This window comes from Methanomethylovorans sp. PtaU1.Bin093 (assembly GCF_002067275.1).
Classification (GTDB): domain Archaea; phylum Halobacteriota; class Methanosarcinia; order Methanosarcinales; family Methanosarcinaceae; genus Methanomethylovorans.
This window is the reverse complement of the sequence record NZ_MVQX01000060.1, coordinates 12,141-28,360: the sequence shown is the minus strand read 5'-3', so window position 1 is coordinate 28,360 and position 16,220 is coordinate 12,141. Positions and strand designations below refer to the sequence as shown.

The 16,220-nt window shown below is 46.0% G+C and carries 16 protein-coding genes; 6 read left to right on the top strand and 10 right to left on the bottom strand.

Features of this window, described 5'->3' with window-relative positions; translation table 11 throughout:
• Nucleotides 1-108: 108 nt before the first annotated feature.
• The 3 genes from coaBC to A4E24_RS07300 all read right to left on the bottom strand — a co-directional run bounded on the left by coaBC (nt 109) and on the right by A4E24_RS07300 (nt 3,508).
• Complete coding sequence (gene coaBC / locus A4E24_RS07310) at nt 109-1,344, bottom strand: bifunctional phosphopantothenoylcysteine decarboxylase/phosphopantothenate--cysteine ligase CoaBC (protein ID WP_292352627.1); 1,236 nt, start codon at nt 1,342-1,344, stop codon at nt 109-111.
• 84 nt (nt 1,345-1,428) lie between these two features.
• On the bottom strand, nt 1,429-2,925 hold the full coding sequence (locus A4E24_RS07305) for a right-handed parallel beta-helix repeat-containing protein (RefSeq protein ID WP_292352626.1): 1,497 nt from the start codon (nt 2,923-2,925) through the stop codon (nt 1,429-1,431).
• Nucleotides 2,926-3,022: 97 nt separating this feature from the next.
• A complete protein-coding gene (locus tag A4E24_RS07300; protein WP_292352625.1) occupies nt 3,023-3,508 on the bottom strand; it encodes a TspO/MBR family protein in 486 nt (161 codons plus the stop codon).
• Nucleotides 3,509-3,618: 110 nt separating this feature from the next.
• Here A4E24_RS07300 and A4E24_RS07295 point away from each other — a divergent pair, with 110 nt between their 5' ends.
• From A4E24_RS07295 to A4E24_RS07285, 3 genes are all read left to right on the top strand, one after another.
• Nucleotides 3,619-3,834 carry a hypothetical protein gene (locus tag A4E24_RS07295; protein WP_292352624.1) on the top strand — a complete coding sequence of 72 codons (216 nt, stop codon included), beginning with the start codon at nt 3,619-3,621 and terminating at the stop codon, nt 3,832-3,834.
• 91 nt (nt 3,835-3,925) lie between these two features.
• Entirely contained in the window at nt 3,926-4,903 is a 978-nt protein-coding gene (locus A4E24_RS07290) for an NAD(P)-dependent alcohol dehydrogenase (RefSeq protein WP_292352623.1), read from the top strand.
• A gap of 66 nt (nt 4,904-4,969) precedes the next feature.
• Nucleotides 4,970-5,938 (top strand): NAD(P)-dependent alcohol dehydrogenase, encoded by a 969-nt coding sequence (locus A4E24_RS07285; RefSeq protein ID WP_292352622.1) that lies wholly within the window; start codon nt 4,970-4,972, stop codon nt 5,936-5,938.
• A 69-nt stretch (nt 5,939-6,007) separates the two neighbouring features.
• Here A4E24_RS07285 and cfbB read toward each other — a convergent pair whose 3' ends face one another.
• From cfbB to A4E24_RS07250, 7 genes are all read right to left on the bottom strand, one after another.
• Nucleotides 6,008-7,489, bottom strand: a complete 1,482-nt coding sequence (gene cfbB / locus A4E24_RS07280) for a Ni-sirohydrochlorin a,c-diamide synthase (protein WP_292352621.1) — start codon at nt 7,487-7,489, stop codon at nt 6,008-6,010.
• Nucleotides 7,490-7,494: 5 nt separating this feature from the next.
• Nucleotides 7,495-8,289: a Ni-sirohydrochlorin a,c-diamide reductive cyclase ATP-dependent reductase subunit gene (gene cfbC / locus A4E24_RS07275; protein ID WP_292352620.1), complete on the bottom strand. Its 795-nt coding sequence runs from the start codon at nt 8,287-8,289 to the stop codon at nt 7,495-7,497.
• A gap of 10 nt (nt 8,290-8,299) precedes the next feature.
• The gene (cfbD, locus tag A4E24_RS07270) at nt 8,300-9,427 is read right to left on the bottom strand and encodes a Ni-sirohydrochlorin a,c-diamide reductive cyclase catalytic subunit (RefSeq protein ID WP_292352619.1); all 1,128 of its coding nucleotides are present in this window, start codon (nt 9,425-9,427) and stop codon (nt 8,300-8,302) included.
• Between the two features lie 142 nt (nt 9,428-9,569).
• Complete coding sequence (gene cfbE, locus A4E24_RS07265; RefSeq protein WP_292352618.1) at nt 9,570-10,976, bottom strand: coenzyme F430 synthase; 1,407 nt, start codon at nt 10,974-10,976, stop codon at nt 9,570-9,572.
• 96 nt (nt 10,977-11,072) lie between these two features.
• Complete coding sequence (locus tag A4E24_RS07260; protein ID WP_292352617.1) at nt 11,073-11,696, bottom strand: DUF2150 family protein; 624 nt, start codon at nt 11,694-11,696, stop codon at nt 11,073-11,075.
• Nucleotides 11,697-11,780: 84 nt separating this feature from the next.
• Nucleotides 11,781-12,230: a UPF0179 family protein gene (locus A4E24_RS07255; RefSeq protein ID WP_292352616.1), complete on the bottom strand. Its 450-nt coding sequence runs from the start codon at nt 12,228-12,230 to the stop codon at nt 11,781-11,783.
• 22 nt (nt 12,231-12,252) lie between these two features.
• Nucleotides 12,253-13,320: an NAD(P)-dependent glycerol-1-phosphate dehydrogenase gene (locus A4E24_RS07250; protein ID WP_292352615.1), complete on the bottom strand. Its 1,068-nt coding sequence runs from the start codon at nt 13,318-13,320 to the stop codon at nt 12,253-12,255.
• Between the two features lie 145 nt (nt 13,321-13,465).
• Here A4E24_RS07250 and A4E24_RS07245 point away from each other — a divergent pair, with 145 nt between their 5' ends.
• The 3 genes from A4E24_RS07245 (at nt 13,466) to A4E24_RS07235 (ending at nt 16,159) form a co-directional block, all read left to right on the top strand.
• On the top strand, nt 13,466-14,317 hold the full coding sequence (locus A4E24_RS07245; protein ID WP_292352614.1) for a DUF63 family protein: 852 nt from the start codon (nt 13,466-13,468) through the stop codon (nt 14,315-14,317).
• Entirely contained in the window at nt 14,314-14,928 is a 615-nt protein-coding gene (locus A4E24_RS07240) for a stage II sporulation protein M (protein ID WP_292352613.1), read from the top strand. Before A4E24_RS07245 ends, A4E24_RS07240 begins: the two co-directional genes overlap by 4 nt.
• A 73-nt stretch (nt 14,929-15,001) precedes the next feature.
• Nucleotides 15,002-16,159 carry a formate--phosphoribosylaminoimidazolecarboxamide ligase family protein gene (locus A4E24_RS07235; RefSeq protein ID WP_292352612.1) on the top strand — a complete coding sequence of 386 codons (1,158 nt, stop codon included), beginning with the start codon at nt 15,002-15,004 and terminating at the stop codon, nt 16,157-16,159.
• Nucleotides 16,160-16,220: the final 61 nt, after the last annotated feature.

The following is a 16,220-nucleotide window of genomic DNA, read 5'->3' as shown; positions in this document are numbered from 1 at the left end:
CCTGTAGAACCTTTTTTACGGGGGTCTTCATGATCGTGTATACAAAAAAAGCCGGTTATATGTGCCGGGGCAAAGGCACTGGCAGACCATTTTTTTTCCTGCGTGCTATCACTTCCCTGACATCAGCAGGTGGCCTATCTCATCCAGCAATGCAGAGGCTATAACTCTTTTTGACCCTTTTATATGGATATGGCCGGGTTCTTCCGCAGTAAGGATATATACTTCGTTATCCTCGGTACCAATACCACTGCCTGCTACATCATTAGCAACTATAAGGTCAAGTTTTGAGGTTTCCAGGGTGTGCGTTGCTCTTTTGAGCAGCTCTTCCAGGCCGGTTCCGGTTTCGGCTTTGAACCCTGCAATGAGCAGGTCCGGACATTTCTCCCTTGCTTTGCCTATCAGCTTGGCAGTAGGCCTCATGTGTAGGGTAAGTTCTTCCCCTGACCTTATTTTAGTATTTGCCGGATCAAGGGTATAATCAGCTATGGCAGCTGCACTGATCAGTACATCATAACCACAGTCCAGTTCCCCAAGTACCGCTTCTGTCATCTGGGAGGCGCTTTCAGCATATATATCCTTGATGCCTGTAAAGCCCACTTTGTTGCGGTGTACTATGGTCACTTCCGCCCCGCGCCTGTAGGCTTCCAGAGCAAGTTCCACACCAGTCCTGCCTGATGCTCTGTTTGTAAGTATTCTTATAGGGTCGATTGCTTCTGCAGTGGAGCCGCTGGTTATAAGGATCTTCCTGCCTGCAAGTTCTCTGCTGCCGGACTGCCTTTCCACCTGCAGCACTATCTCTTCATTAGAGGCTATCTTAGCAATACCTTCCTTGATATCCGGTCCGATGAACCTAATTCCCCAGCTTTTGATCTTCTCCAGATTTTCGATCAATGCTGGATGGTTATACATGGCTTCGTGCATTGCAGGTACTATCATCACCGGAATGCCTGCTCCAATGGCCGTGGTGGCGAAGGTGGTCACAGGTGTGTCATCGATCCCGGATGCAATTTTTCCGATGGTGTTAGCTGTTGCAGGAGCTATGAGCAACAGATCGGCCTTACCGCTCATACCGCAGAACTCCACATGCTCCACAGCCCCTGTTATCCTGGTTATCGCTTCATGACCGGTGGCGTAGTGGAGGGCCATGGGATCAAGTATCCATGAGGCGGCCTCGCTCATGACGGCATATACATCGGCACCTCTGCGTATTAATTCTCTGGCAAGTTCCACAGTGCGTACCGCTGCAATGCTGCCGGTAACTGCAAGCACTATGGTCTTGTCCTCAAGTGAAGCTGAAGTACTGCCCTGGATCCAGAGTGTGGGGTGTTCACGCATGGTTTGCATGATTTTAAAAGGTCTTTTTTGCTATTAAAGGTTGGTCTATGTTCCTTTCAGGAACGATGTTTCTAATCCCTTCTGAAACAAAGGTCAGGTGGCAGGACTCTTGGAAGCTTCATTAGTATTGCCATATCTGCCTATGTTTATTCTGCCACCATTGGGCTCGGGTTCACGACTGAAGGGCGATAAAGGATATCCTGCATCAATGAGCGGACTTGTTACAGCATCATTTACCCATGCTTTGCCGGACCATCGGCCTGCAGTACTTTTCAGGTGATAATCGTGTTTTGCAGCATCTGCAAACAACGGATCAACATAGATATCGTCTTTATAGACGATGCCTTTACCGTTGTAGTTATTGTCCACACTATATATACAGTTGTTATTCGATACGAAAGTGTGATTTATTTCATCAGTGTTCCACAATCCACTGTCCTGGTATTTATCAGAGCCCAGTATAATATTGTTCCTGACAATGGTCGTGAATGATGTATTCATGCTGGCTGCGTTCGGGTATTGGTAATATTTAATTCCCGCCTGACCGCCATTATGAATGACGTTGTTCTCTATTATTGTATTATTGAACTGCCCGATAACGATCCCCGCGTTGCTGTATCCGGTAAACTTGTCGTACTGGCCAACATCATATATTATATTGTGGTGTATGTACACATCCTTGCCACGTATCACATCGTCAGTGTCCTCTCCAAATATCCAGATAGCAGCACCATTAAGGGTGTGGATCTTATTCCTGTATATCTCGATATTCTGGGACTCGTATCCATCGCTCTTGTCGATCTCGATGCCGGGGCCTGTTGACCAGTCCTGTATCTCCGAATGGATTATGTTGTTGTAGATCTTAGCGTGGCCTGAACTTGATAGTCTGAAAGCGGTGTTGGTCCTGGTGAACACATTGTTGTTAGCTGCTGTCACACCGTTCAGTCCCAGGGTGTACAGGGCTTCGTGTCCAAGCTTATATACTGAATTATTTGTGAAAACGATGTTAGAAGGTCTGTCGTGGAAATAGTTCCTTACTATCAGCCCGTCACTTGTTCCCCATTCCAGACGCATGTCAGTAACAGTGATGTCGGTACATTTGTAGAAATAGATCATATCGTAATATGCAGATCCCCGGCGAACTGACTGGTTCTCACTGTTCCCATCTATCTCGAAGCCCTTTACTGTGAAATTCTTATTTGCACCATCCATGTTAGTGATCAAAGGTACATAATCTCCCCAATTGGCATTTGGTATGAGCTTGATACAGGCGCTGGAGTCCCCGGTGAGGATAGTGTTGTCCCCCATCTTCAGGGTCCCGTTTATCCAGTACGTGTTAGGTCCCCTAAGGTACACAGTCCCACCGCCGATACTATTGACATATTCAAGTGCTTTGTTGATCTCCACGTGATCATTTACCCCATCACAATTGTAATTTGCATTTCCGTCGGTATCTACGTATGCAATGGGTCCGGTTGGCACATTGACGTTTGTGACCGTGTCAACGCCTTGGTCAGCAGGTGAAACACATCCTGATATTGACAGGCTTATGATAAAGACCAGGAACTTCAATAATACGGGAATTACCATAATACTCCATAGTGGTCTGCACTACTTATTAATGTTTCACATGGGTGTTGTAAAACAAACAGATAAAAATGGCTGTAAACACATTTTGTATTTCTTTTCAGACATTAAGCACCCATATTGTGTAGTTCAGAACTGTTGCAAACGATACCCACAGGATGTACGGTACCAGCAGTAATCCTGCTGTTCTTGAGATCCTGTAGAACAGCCAGATGTTTACAAGAATAATTATCCACAGGCCAACTATCTCTACAAGTCCGTAGAGAGGTGATCGCAGGCCGAAGAACAGCACAGACCACAGAAAGTTCAGGAAAAGCTGTACCCCGAACACTCCCATAGCTTTTCTGACCTCTGCCTTCTCTAAGCCTTTTTCCCATACAAGGTACAGGGCAATACCCATGAGCAGGAAGAGCAGTGGCCAGACCACCGAGAACGTCCAGCTCGGGGGCACAAAGGAAGGCTTCACTAAGTTTGTATACCAAGTAGGTATTGCAGGCGTGGTGAACAGCGCGCCCAGTACGCCGGTAAACTGGCAGAGTAGGATCGATATAAGCAGGTGTTTCCAGTTGATCTGAGAGCGAGGCATAAGTAGTATATTTTCTTTGGGGATTTGCAGAGCATTGAAACGCTGAAGTATTTGTTCTCCTTTAATGAAATACAGAAATAAAGAACTAACGTTTCTACCTACTCCATTTAGTGGAAGATACACCAAAGGTTATTCAAAGGATAAACAAATTATTAAAACCGGGTGGATTGTTTCTTTCTGCAACACCGTGTATGAGAGGGGCATTTTTAGGAGTTCTGTTATCACCTGTGAGCAAAATCGGATTAATTCCTCAGATCACATCATTTAAAATCACCGAATTAGAAGATTCAATAGCTAATAGATACTTTGAAATTGTTGAAACTTAATGTTTTCATTAAAGGTCACAGCAATATTTCATCGTAGCAAAGAAAAAATAGGTGATAAAATATAAAATCCTGTATAAATAAAGAAATACTTATGAAAGCAATTGTATACACGCAATACGGACTACCGGATGTCCTTCAGCTAAAAGAAGTGGAAAAGCCTGTCCCTAAGAATAATGAGGTGTTGATCAAAATATATGCAACAACAGCAACATCACCTGATTGCTTAATGCGAAGTGGTAAGTCGCTTCTTGGCAGAATGATTACGGGTTTCAAGAAACCAAGAGATAAATATAGAATTCTTGGGTTGGAGTTGGCAGGAGAAGTTGAGGCAGTAGGCAGAGATGTAAAACGATTTAAAGAAGGTGACCAAGTTTACGGGTTTACCGGTTTTAGCGCAGGTGCCTATGCTGAGTACAAATGCATGCCTGAAACGGGATCACTGGCTGTAAAGCCATCTAATATGACATATGAAGCTGCCGTTGCTATTGCTGATGGGGCAACAACAGCTTTATTTTTTCTAAAGGACAAGGCTAATATTAAGAGCGGGGAAAAGGTACTTATCAATGGTGCTTCAGGAAGTATGGGTACTGCTGCGGTGCAACTTGCTAAGTACTTCGGGGCTGAAGTTACCGGGGTTTGCAGTTCATCAAATATCGAGTTGGTGAAATCTCTTGGCGCTGATGAAGTGATCGATTACACGAAAGAAGACTTTACTGAAAATGGCAAGTCGTATGATATTATCTTCGATGTGGTTAGCAATAGTTCATTTTCACGGTGTAAAAACTCTTTAAAGCAAAAAGGGCGCTACATCGTTACAAAGCAAGGGTTGGTACCAGTTGTTCAAACATTCTGGACTAGCATAGCAGGCAATAAAAAAGTTATATTTACATGGTCGATCAATAAAATAGAAGCACTATTTTTCCTAAGAGAATTAATTGAGGCTGGAAAGTTTAAGGCAGTCATTGATAGATGCTATCCACTAGAAAAAGTTGCAGAAGCTCATCAATTTGTTGAAGCTGGGCATAAAAGGGGAAGCATAGTCATTACTGTGGAACAGAGTAGAAAATAATTTCAGTCGAAAAGATAGAGCGTTCTGACAGCATTATATTCTTTAATGAGTGATTTGGAGAAAAGAATGAAAGCAGTTGTATGTACTAAATACGGACCTTCTGAAGTTCTTCAGTTGACAGAGGTTGAAAAGCCAGTTCCTCGCGAAAATGAAGTACTGATAAAGGTCCATGCAGCTACTGTAACTCCTGCAGATATCTCCTTTAGAAAGGGTGATCCCTTCATCTCAAGATTGTTCACCGGTCTCCTCAAGCCAAAGTTCACACCTGGGGACGAGCTGGCTGGAGAAATAGAGGCTGTGGGCAAGAGCGTCAAAGGATTCAAGAAAGGTGACAAGGTTTTCGGGTCAAGCGGTACTACTTTTGGGGCTCATGCTGAATATATATGTCTGCCCGAGGACGCGGCGCTGGGAATAATGCCCGACAGTGCGGACTATGCTGAAGCCGTTGCCGTCTGCTATGGCGGACTGACTGCATTGCCTTTCCTGAGGGACAAGGCAAGCATTAAAAGGGGGCAGAAAGTCCTCATCAATGGTGCTTCCGGAGCGATAGGCACTCTTGCAGTGCAGCTTGCTAGGTACTATGGGGCCGAAGTAACCGGTGTGTGCAGTACTGCTAACCTTGAACTGGTCAGATCACTTGGCGCTGAGAGGGTGATAGACTATACCAAAGAAGACTTCGCCAAAGCCGGCCAGACCTACGATATCATCTTCGATGTAGTGGCCAAGAGCTCATTCCCGCGATGTAAAAGTGCGCTCAGGCCTGACGGGATCTATCTTATCACTTTTCCTTCGCCGGGGATAATGGTCCAGTCGATATGGACCTCGAAGTTCGGTCGCAAAAAGGCGATGTTCCAGGCCACAGGTCTGAGACCGGCACGAGAAAAGTCTAAAGACCTGCTTTTCCTCAAAGAGATTACTGAGGCAGGAAAGTTAAAACCCGTCATTGACAGGCGTTATCCTCTGGAACAGATCGCTGAAGCTCATATTTATGTTGAAGAAGGGCACAAGAAGGGAAATGTGATTATAACTTTTTGACACAATGGCAAAACCTTACTGCTATGGATAGGGTTAAATTACTTTAGAGAACAGTTCATTTCGATTTATCTATTCCTTTTTCTTCTCCCTCACAAACTCCACAAAGCTTTTCGAGAATTCCTCATAAGAGCTTGCCACCAAATGTGCATAGCAGCCCAATGTGTTGTTTACTGTGAGCCCGTCCCAGCCATCTATGATGCCGGTGCCCCGGGTGAGCTTGATGGCGAATTTGGCATCTGAGGGTAGTTCTGTGACCTCAGAATGGTGGAATTCATGGGCACGGAAGTTGTTTCCTGTTTTGCCGATGACGGTATCGAGCGTGAGAGAGCCGATGTTGTAGCTTACCACGCGCTTATGTCCCATGAGGGTATGTCCGGGGAGTGCGCCCACCATCTCGTGGGTGGATTCGGGCATGTCGGCCATGTTATATGCACCTTTACCCTTCACGCCGGTAGTGAGCTTATTGGTGAGATACATGAGGCCACCACATTCCCCGTAAATGGGAAGTCCTGCCTCAGATGCTGCTTTTATGTCCTTGCGCATGGATGCATTAGCCTCAAGCTCGGCAGCGAACAATTCGGGATAGCCGCCGCCGATGTATATCCCGTCCACGTCCGGCAGGTGTTCGTCATGCACCGGACTGAAATACCGAAGTTCTGCTCCTGCAAGCTCCAGCAGCTCAAGGTTGTCGTGATAATAGAAGTTGAACGCCTCGTCCAGGGCAATGCCGATGACCGGCTTTTCTGTTACTTCCCTGCGGACAAATATAGTACCGGTGGGTATTGGAAGCGGAGCCACCTGCCGTGCAATGTCCAGCACCAGATCAATGTCCACACCTTCAGTGATAACATCCCGGATGGTGCTGATCCTGGCATCGAAATCCGCAGACCTGCGGCGCTCTTCTATGGCAGGTACCAGTCCCAGATGGCGCATGGAGATCATCATCTCATTGTTGCGGGGGATGATGCCTATCACCGGCACGCCGGTATAATGCTCTATGGCTTCCTTTGCCTTTTTGGCATGGCGCTGGCCACCGATGTTATTCAATATCACACCCGCAATGTTCACCTGCGGATCAAACGCCTTGAAACCTGAAACAATAGCCGCAGCAGAACGGGTGATGCTGCGTGCGTTCAGTACAAGGATGACAGGGCAGTCAAGGGTCTTTGCTATCTGTGCAGTGCTGCCGATGTCACTTAAGCTCTCCAGGCCCTCATACAGTCCCCGCACACCCTCAATAATGGCAATATCAGCCTCTTCGTCCGTTTCACACCCATGCAGGAACACATCGCGTACCCTCTCCTCGTCCATCAGGTAGCCATCGATGTTCCTGGCCCTGCGTCCCGTGATCTCCGAGTAGTAACTGGGATCGATGTAATCCAGCCCCACTTTGAACGGCTGCACCTTGTATCCTGCTTTTGACAGGGCAGCCAGAAGGCCTATGGTTACAGTGGTCTTACCGGAAGACGAGCTTCCGGCAGAGATCAGCACCCTGGGGATGTGTTTCTCCTCGCCGGCTACAGTCGGACGCATGTTGACGGCAGCGGTCATGTGGATCAGCGTGTAAGCTCCCTTAACCTTTCATCATCCAGTGATGTTGGCAATGCTGAATCTGAATTTGACATGATGGCCCGGGCAAGGTCGCGGTACACATGGGCAATGTCCGAACCAGGGGCTTTTTCAATGACAGAGAACCCGTCTCTTTCACAGTCCTGCACGATCTGTTCCTTAGGAATGAAAGCTACCAGCTTGCTGCCGATCTCCTCGGCGAACCTGCGCACTATCTCTTCTTCCCTTGTTACGCTGCGGGAATTGCAGATCACACCACTCAGACGGGTATCTATCTGCCGAAGACCTTTGCAGATGTTATTAGCAGCGTACAGAGGCATGTACTCTCCGGATGTCAGCACATATGCTTCGTTCACAAGTCCCTTCCTTATGGGCGCCACAAAACCACCGCATACTATGTCGCCGGGAACGTCGTAGATGATAAGGTCCATATCATCCATTTCCTTGCACATATCCCTTAACGTCTTGATGGCTACGATGATGCCCCGTCCTGCACATCCAATGCCGGGTTCAGGGCCGCCGACTTCCACACATCTCACATTCCTGTATCCGTGGAAGACAATGTCCTCTTCCGTTACTTTCACACCCTGCCGAAGCAGGTCCAGGATGGTTGGTATTCTCCTCCCGCCCAACAGCGTAATGGATGAATCGCTCTTGGGATCGCATCCGATGATCATTACCTTGTAACCTTCCTCTGCGCATGCTGCAGCAACATTTGATGCAGTGCTCGATTTGCCGATACCGCCCTTGCCATAGATGGCTATACGTTTCTGGTTACCCATCTTTTTCACCTCATGCGGAACAATCAAGCGTCTCTTTTGCCATTTCCCGCAGCGTGGCACCAAGTTCCGACTCTACGATATGGTTCACCCCCAGGGTCTTTGGGTGCAGGTCTATCTCCACAACAACGTGCCTGTGACCCATTTCCTTCAGGGGTACCACCTGCCGGGGACCGTTCGTAACCGAAATGATCTCCATGTGGCTGATGTGGTCCATGGGTATCGCATGAGGAACACCGGTGATCACAGCGAAATCATGATCTGCATATTTCTTAGCTATGAGTTCGTCCACCACATGACCTGCAATAGGATATTCGTCCAGTCCTCCTGTGATATCGTGGATCTGAACACCTTTTTCCTTAAGGTCGTGCATGATATTGCGGGCATGGTCCCTTACCCTTGGCAGGCCGAGTGACTCATCCAGGTTTGCCATGTTCACCACATTTCCAGATACTCCCAGCCGGGATGCGACTTCGTGAACAGCGACATTGATATCAGCGAACATATAGCCAGTCTCCTTCTTGGCGTTCATTATCACAAGGCCTTTCTTGCCTTCCTTCAGCAGTTCTATGATACGCTGTGCCACCTTGTACTTCAGGTCTCCTCTTGAAGGTGCCAGGTATTCCTTGCTGGCTGCACCGTGGCGCTTTTCAACCTCCGTTGCCTCTTCCAGGAGCACTTTCTGGCGCTCGAACTCTTCCCTGTCGATAACACCTATATCCAGCGCCGATTCCAGAGTGAGCAGCACTCCTTTTGTATTATTTGCATATCCTGCATGGACCTCAACCTCTATGACAGGCACGTCCAGATCTGCATCCATTACCGGCTCATGCAGTTCTTCTCCAATGATCATACTGGCGCATGTCCCTACTACGCCTATCAACTTCGGATGGAACATCTCATTGACCTTTTCAAGCACAGAGGAAAGCTCCCGACGCCCTCCGAAAACGAAACCGTTCTCATCCAGGGCCGTGGTAACTACGTGTATCCCGTCTTCTTCGAGCAGTCTCGCATGCTTAAAAGAGCATCCCGGAGGGCCATGCAATATGGCAACATCCACATTCAGGTCCCTAAGGGTGTACAGGGCAGCAACTATCGAACTCGGTCTGGGGTGTATTATAGATATGTCATTCGCAGCCATGCTATTCTCCATGGTGTCATATGATCGTTATGATATTTACTTAAAGAAGTATGATTTTTTATACTTATTCAAATGCTACTTTTGCACTATACTACAGCCTTCTGATATAAAAGGGCTGTTTTATGTAACAAGCTCCATATTATCAGCGGAAGCACTTCACACACAGAGCAACAATAACTTCATAAGCTCTCTTTTTTCTGGCAATTCCCATTGCATACATTCTCCCCACATCCAAGCTTTCTGCATAGTGGATATTTCCGGTTGCCAGGGGCTTCATCCTCTCGCCTACCAGTATCAGTTCATCCATATCCTCCAGCCTGCGGCTGATCAGGTCGGCAACACCCTGCGGCGGCAGTCCTTCGCATACCTGTGCAGCCTCTTCGCCAAGCACCATGATAACCCTTTGCTTTCTTTTTAAACTCAGGTCCAGTGCTTTTTCCACTGAAACGATGTCCATCCCGGAATTGGAGTTATCAAGGATACTAATGTCTTCTTGTATCATCTCCTGCATCCTGCCCTGTAAACCCCTGAACTGTTGGATGGTATTTTTTATATTTTCCAGCGGTACATCTATTTCAAGGGCTGTGACACAGGATGCAGCAAAAGCTGTGATGTATGACCTTGCATCATATCCATCTGCAGGGAATAATTCGATATATCCTTTCCCAGTTGTGATGGAGAAACTGTTTTTTTGCATGTTCAGAAAATGGTCAGCATCTGAAGTTCTACTTTCTTCATTTCCCATAATGCAGAAGGTGGTTATGTTTTCTGTTCCAAGGGATCTATCCAACTGTTCTAATGCTTTCCTGCAGTTCTCATTGAGTATAATATGTGCTTTTGAAGAATAGTTTAGCAGAGACCTTACCTTTGCCTCACTTGCCACGGATGTTTTGCCTGCTATCATGTAATCCATGTCAAGGGTGGTGATGATGCCAACGTTCCCATATCCTGTAACTCCCAGTGATATCTCGAAAATATACGCATCTATTTTCCTTCCGATAGATCCTGCAATATCCATTGCATCGAGGATACTACCCGGAGCAATGCTAAGACCTTTATGGATCACCTCGCACACACCATCTTCCCACAGCTCCAGTCCTCTGGAAGTATGCAGCACAACAATACGCTCCCTTGAGATCATATCAGCAAGCAGGGAAGCAGTACTGGTCTTTGCCTTGGTGCCTGTGACCTCGATCATGAGTGGATGATCACTTTCATATTTAATTGTCAGGATCTCTCCAACAGCTCTGTGATGAGATATTACGGGAACATGTTTTTCTTCGGCCAGATGAAGCATAATATGATCGGGATGAAGGTGAACAGGGCTTATTATAAGGTCCGGCTCCTCAATAGAGCAGTTCTTTTCTGCCACCCATATACCATCTATACCCAAAGCATAGCATTGTTCAGAAGAAAGCGTTCCATAAACATCCACACCTGTCACATTAAAGCCCAGCTCTTTGAGCTTGCGGGCAATGATAACGCCGCCATGTGTCATGTCAAGAACAGCTATATTCTTTATTGCCGGGTCGGTAAGGTGACAGTACATATCCCGGAAAAGCACTTTACTTCTAGATAAGTGCAACGATGACCTGGTAGAATAAAAGAAAAAGATCGGCCGGTCAAAGCCGGTCTAACCATGATCTCAACTATCGTCGTCAGCTTCGTCGTTCTTGTAGCTGTCACTTCCCATCATGGCAGCGGCAATGGAATCTATCCCATCCATCCACTCAGCTACAAATCCGTAAGGGATGTCTTCCATTACATCATCGGGTAACTTACGTCCGTTAATGATCAATGCGCCGATCTGTGCCACCTTATCCAGTGATATCTCGATACTGTCAGATGCCTCAGCCTCAAGTGCCTGTTTCAGCAGAGTGGGTATCCTTGCCTTCTTGTTATAATCCTGTCCTATATAACATTCAAAGGCAGCAAATGTTCCTATAAGTGAGGTCTGCATTGAAGATATCATCATATCTATGTCATCGGATATATGTTCGATTTCTGCAAGGGCGATATCCTTTATCTGAGAGATCAAGTGGAAGGCAGATTCTGCGGAAATGAGCTCCTTATCGAACTTAGCTACTACTTTCAGGCATGCAAGGATGATGTCGTCCTCCATGTTGATGAAAACCGCACTGTCCTTATCTTGTGGTTCATCAGATTCCTTGAACTCAAAACCACTCTCTTTCACCTGGTTTATCCAGTTGTTCCATCGTTCCCTGGTATAAAAATCATGGGAAAGGATCTCTGTTTCCGTATCAGACATCAAACACCTCTTTTTAGGTTACGCTATGTTCTTAGCATTCTGTTAGTAGTATAAAAGACATTCGCATTAACGTCACTTCAATTTTCATAACTGCAATTCTACCTTCTTCAGCGGAGTGGCACATATGTCCTCGTCTTCAATATTATCCAGAATGTCAGTTATGGTACATTTGTCTCCGGTGCGCAGTCCTTCCGGGAAGAACAGGTCATACATATCATCTGGAACGTCGCTGCATTTCGGAGGCTCATAGCTGATCTTAGCGCCTCGGATGGCTTTCCTGGAATCGAGGATCGCCACTACCGGGGATTTCACTACTTCTACTGCTATTACTCCACCGTCGTGAAGGAAACATTCATGTATCGAAGGGGTCTTTATCCTGACCACTTTATACCTGCGTCCCCTTTCAAGGTTTAAACATGTGTTCCTGAGCTTACATTTATTGCACTCGTTAGACTCCCCTTCGAATATGAACTCCATGCCTTCTTTAGCAAGCCTGGATCCAATAAGGGTTATTGTAGTATCTACCTCGACCATATCAACACACACCTGATCTGAATCATTCTATTACTTTAGTAATCTTTGCCACTCTCTCGGCAGCTTCAGGAGTAAGGCCTGAACCGAGTATCGTATATCTTTCCGGACGAATTGTATGTGCTAGAAGCAGAGCCTCCAATATATATTTATCTTCAATGCCCAGCTCTGCAGCAGTAGTGGGTGCATGCAGTTTTTTCAGTCCGTTCCTGATGCGTTCCCAGTCGCCTCCGTGCAGGTACATCATCATGATAGTTCCCACACCACATTGTTCCCCATGAAGTGCAGGTTTAGGGGCCACCATATCAAGAGCATGGCTGAACATGTGTTCAGAACCTGATGCAGGCCGTGAAGATCCTGCAATGCTCATGGCAACGCCGCTTGATACAAGTGCCTTTACCACTATCCTCACCGAACTCTCAAGCTCCGGTTTTATGGAATCGACGGAGTCAAGCACTATTTTTGCCGTCATCCGGGAAAGCGCAGCAGCATATTCACTGAATGGCTCATTTCTGAGCCTGTAAGCCAGTTCCCAGTCGCTCACTGCAGTGTAATTCGAGATGATGTCTGCGCAACCGGCTGCCAGAAGCCTGTATGGGGCATTTGCGATGATCTCTGTATCTGCAATGACTGCCATGGGAGCATTTGCTTCCACGGAGGTGACCCTCTTTCCATCATGTATGGAAGCCCTAGAAGAAACAATTCCGTCATGTGAAGCTGCGGTAGGGACACTGATGAATGGAAGGTCCAGTTCGGTGGCTGCCAGTTTAGCCACGTCAATGGATTTGCCGCTGCCAACACCCAGCAGGTAATTGGAATTATTATAAAGGGCAACTTCTTTAACGCGTTTCACTTCTTCAGTTGTGGCTGATTTGATCGTTATCACACTTGGATCGACACCTGCGTCTGCCAGCGTGTCGTATACGATATCTCCGGCTATGTTCCGGGTATGCTTTCCTGTTACTATCAGGGGATTGTTGCCCAGCTTAAGGTCATCACAGACTCTTTTTACTTCTCTGATGATTCCGTGTCCTATTACTATATCTCTGGGTAATTGCATCCATTTGGAGTTCTCTTCTCTGGGTGGGATCACTTGAATACCTGCAATGGTTTTGTACGGTCGTTTTGTAACTGAACTATATACTGCATGTTAGTTGAGATGTTTTTAATGACAGAAGTTATTAAACATTAATTCTATTAGGATATTCCTGTAGCATCACATAAACATTTGAGGTTCAATGACTTCGTACATAGATAAGGTTTCAGGATTTATAAACACATATTATATAGACCCTATCCTGCACGATGAGGGTTATAACATAGTCAACACCCTTACATGGGCCATCATACTTGGATTATGTATATTTGCAGTTGTCAAGCTGCTTAAAAAACTGGATATACGGGCAGATAACAGGTTCATAGCCTCAATAGTGCCTTTTGTACTTGCCGGATCTTCCATGCGGGTCCTTGAAGATGCGGGAGCCATACAACAACCCTTCAGTTTCTTCCTGATAACCCCAATCATATATTTTGTTGTTTTTTTTATTACGCTGGGATGTCTGGTCATAGCTAAGGCGATCAGTGAAAAATGGACTGGAAAGAGCATGGAAACCATTTTCGCATCCATGGGCACTCTCTGGTTCTTGTTGAACATATCTGTGCTCCTTAGTGTTCAAACGGTAGTTCTTCCTATGGTACTTATCTATATCCTTGGCCTGGGTACATTGATCACATTATTTGTTTATTTTATAGCAAAGAAGATAGGTTTTGGAATACTTACGGACCGATTGAACATATCCATACTCGGAGCCCACATGCTGGATGCCTCCTCCACGTTCATAGGAGTGGATATGCTGGGATACTATGAAAAGCACGTACTACCTTCTTATCTCATCGATCTAACAGGAACAGCATTTGTGATGTATCCTTTAAAGCTGGCCATTTTTATTCCTGTGCTGTATATAATAGATACTAATTTCAATGAAGATGATGAGTCCCGCAACCTGCGGACCTTTGTAAAAATGGTGATCCTTGTGCTCGGCCTCTCACCGGCATGCAGGAACACTATACGTATGTTTTTCGGGATATGATGAAAATGTACAATATCAGCAATAAAGAACAAGCATTACAATACATAAGGGTCATTCGCAAAGAAATAGTGTGCATGTTCCTATTGTTCCTGATATCTGCAGTTATAGGATATATAACTGCCATTATGTACCCCGGCATGGTCATAAGGTCCCTGGAGGAGCTTGAAGGACTTGTGGAGCTATTGAAAAACCTGTCCCTGATCGAGATAATGTTCCTTATCTTCCTGAACAATGCCCTGAAAAGCTTGCTCATACTGGTACTTGGCGTTGGCCTTGGGATAGTGCCCTTCCTTTTCATTGCGTACAACGGCTACTTCCTGGGTATTTTTAGTCATAAGATCATAATGGAGCAAGGTTCGCTTTATTTAGTTGCTGGTATTCTGCCCCACGGCATCATTGAAATACCGATGGTCGTGATCTCCGCTGCTATTGGTCTGAGGCTTGGGTTTAAAGGACTTGCTTCTCTTAAGGGGAGATCGGTACACTTAAAAGAAGAAATTATCACCGGTGTCAAGTTCTTTTTCTACTGGATCATGCCCTTGCTTTTAGTAGCAGCTGCAGTGGAAACATTTATAACTTCGGGTATTATCGGCCTGCTGAGCCAGATGTGAGGACCAATTGAAAGGGAACTACACAAAGCCTATATAGTTCATTGATATGTGTGAAGACAAGAGAGGGTATAAGATGATAGACAGAAAAGAGATCATAGATATCGTTCAGGATTACGATCCCGATAAGATCAAGATCGGAGCAGTTGCTTCTCACTCTGCATTAGATGTATTTGACGGTGCTGTGGAAGAGGATTTCCGCACATTCGCTATATGTCAGCAGGGAAGGGAGAATACCTATTCCCATTATTTCAAGGCCCAGAGGGATGCGTACGGAAGGGTAAAGCGTGGAATTGTGGACGAGACTCTGATATTGAAGAAGTTCAATGAAGTGCTGCTCCCTCAAAATCAGCAGATGCTGCGTGAGCAGAACATCCTTTTCATTCCGAACAGGTCCTTTACTTCATACTGCGGGATAGATGATGTAGAGAACGACTTTTCTGTGCCTCTGGTAGGCAGCAGGAATATGCTCAGAAGTGAGGAAAGGGGTATTGACCGTGACTATTATTGGCTACTGGAGAAGGCCGGTCTTCCTTTCCCTGAAAGGATCAATGATCCCCAGGATATCGAAGAGCTCTCTATAGTGAAACTTCCGCATGCTGTCAAGAAGCTGGAAAGAGGTTTCTTCACAGCTGCAACTTATGAAGAATATCTGAAGAAATCAGAAGCATTGCTTAAGCAAGGCGTGATCACGCGGGAAGCTTTGGACAATGCAAGGATAGAGAGATATATTATCGGTCCGGTGTTCAATTTCGATATGTTCTATTCTCCCATCGAGGAAGAAATGAGCAAACTTGAGATACTTGGCATAGACTGGCGTTTTGAGACCAGCCTGGACGGTCATGTACGCCTGCCTGCACCCCAGCAGATCACTCTGGCAGAACACCAGCTGACCCCTGAATATACTGTGTGCGGACACAATTCTTCCACATTGCGCGAGTCCCTGCTGGAGGATGTGTTCATGCTGGCCGAGAAGTATATCAAGGCAGCCAGTAAGCACTACGATCCTGGCATAATAGGGCCGTTCTGCCTGCAGACCTGTATAGACAAGGACCTTAATTTCTACATATATGATGTCGCGCCCAGAGTTGGCGGCGGGACCAATGTACACATGTCAGTGGGCCATCCTTATGGTAATACCATCTGGAGAAAGAACATGAGTACGGGAAGACGCATAGCTTTTGAGATAAGAAGAGCGATCGAGATGGAAGAGTTGGGTCGCATTGTGACCTGACCTCTTTTATCTATAGATAAGTAGATTTAATATGTAGACATTACTAAAACGTTGAAATCAT

Bases quoted from the DNA above. Each gene is read 5' to 3' on its own strand.
- A4E24_RS07305 (WP_292352626.1), bottom strand. From the start codon at position 2,925: ATGGTAATTCCCGTATTATTGAAGTTCCTGGTCTTTATCATAAGCCTG.
- A4E24_RS07300 (WP_292352625.1), bottom strand. From the start codon at position 3,508: ATGCCTCGCTCTCAGATCAACTGGAAACACCTGCTTATATCGATCCTA.
- A4E24_RS07245 (WP_292352614.1), top strand. From the start codon at position 13,466: ATGACTTCGTACATAGATAAGGTTTCAGGATTTATAAACACATATTAT.
- A4E24_RS07240 (WP_292352613.1), top strand. From the start codon at position 14,314: ATGATGAAAATGTACAATATCAGCAATAAAGAACAAGCATTACAATAC.
- A4E24_RS07285 (WP_292352622.1), top strand. From the start codon at position 4,970: ATGAAAGCAGTTGTATGTACTAAATACGGACCTTCTGAAGTTCTTCAG.
- cfbB (WP_292352621.1), bottom strand. From the start codon at position 7,489: ATGACCGCTGCCGTCAACATGCGTCCGACTGTAGCCGGCGAGGAGAAA.
- cfbD (WP_292352619.1), bottom strand. From the start codon at position 9,427: ATGGCTGCGAATGACATATCTATAATACACCCCAGACCGAGTTCGATA.
- cfbE (WP_292352618.1), bottom strand. From the start codon at position 10,976: ATGTACTGTCACCTTACCGACCCGGCAATAAAGAATATAGCTGTTCTT.
- A4E24_RS07255 (WP_292352616.1), bottom strand. From the start codon at position 12,230: ATGGTCGAGGTAGATACTACAATAACCCTTATTGGATCCAGGCTTGCT.
- A4E24_RS07290 (WP_292352623.1), top strand. From the start codon at position 3,926: ATGAAAGCAATTGTATACACGCAATACGGACTACCGGATGTCCTTCAG.
- coaBC (WP_292352627.1), bottom strand. From the start codon at position 1,344: ATGCAAACCATGCGTGAACACCCCACACTCTGGATCCAGGGCAGTACT.
- A4E24_RS07235 (WP_292352612.1), top strand. From the start codon at position 15,002: ATGATAGACAGAAAAGAGATCATAGATATCGTTCAGGATTACGATCCC.
- A4E24_RS07260 (WP_292352617.1), bottom strand. From the start codon at position 11,696: ATGTCTGATACGGAAACAGAGATCCTTTCCCATGATTTTTATACCAGG.
- cfbC (WP_292352620.1), bottom strand. From the start codon at position 8,289: ATGGGTAACCAGAAACGTATAGCCATCTATGGCAAGGGCGGTATCGGC.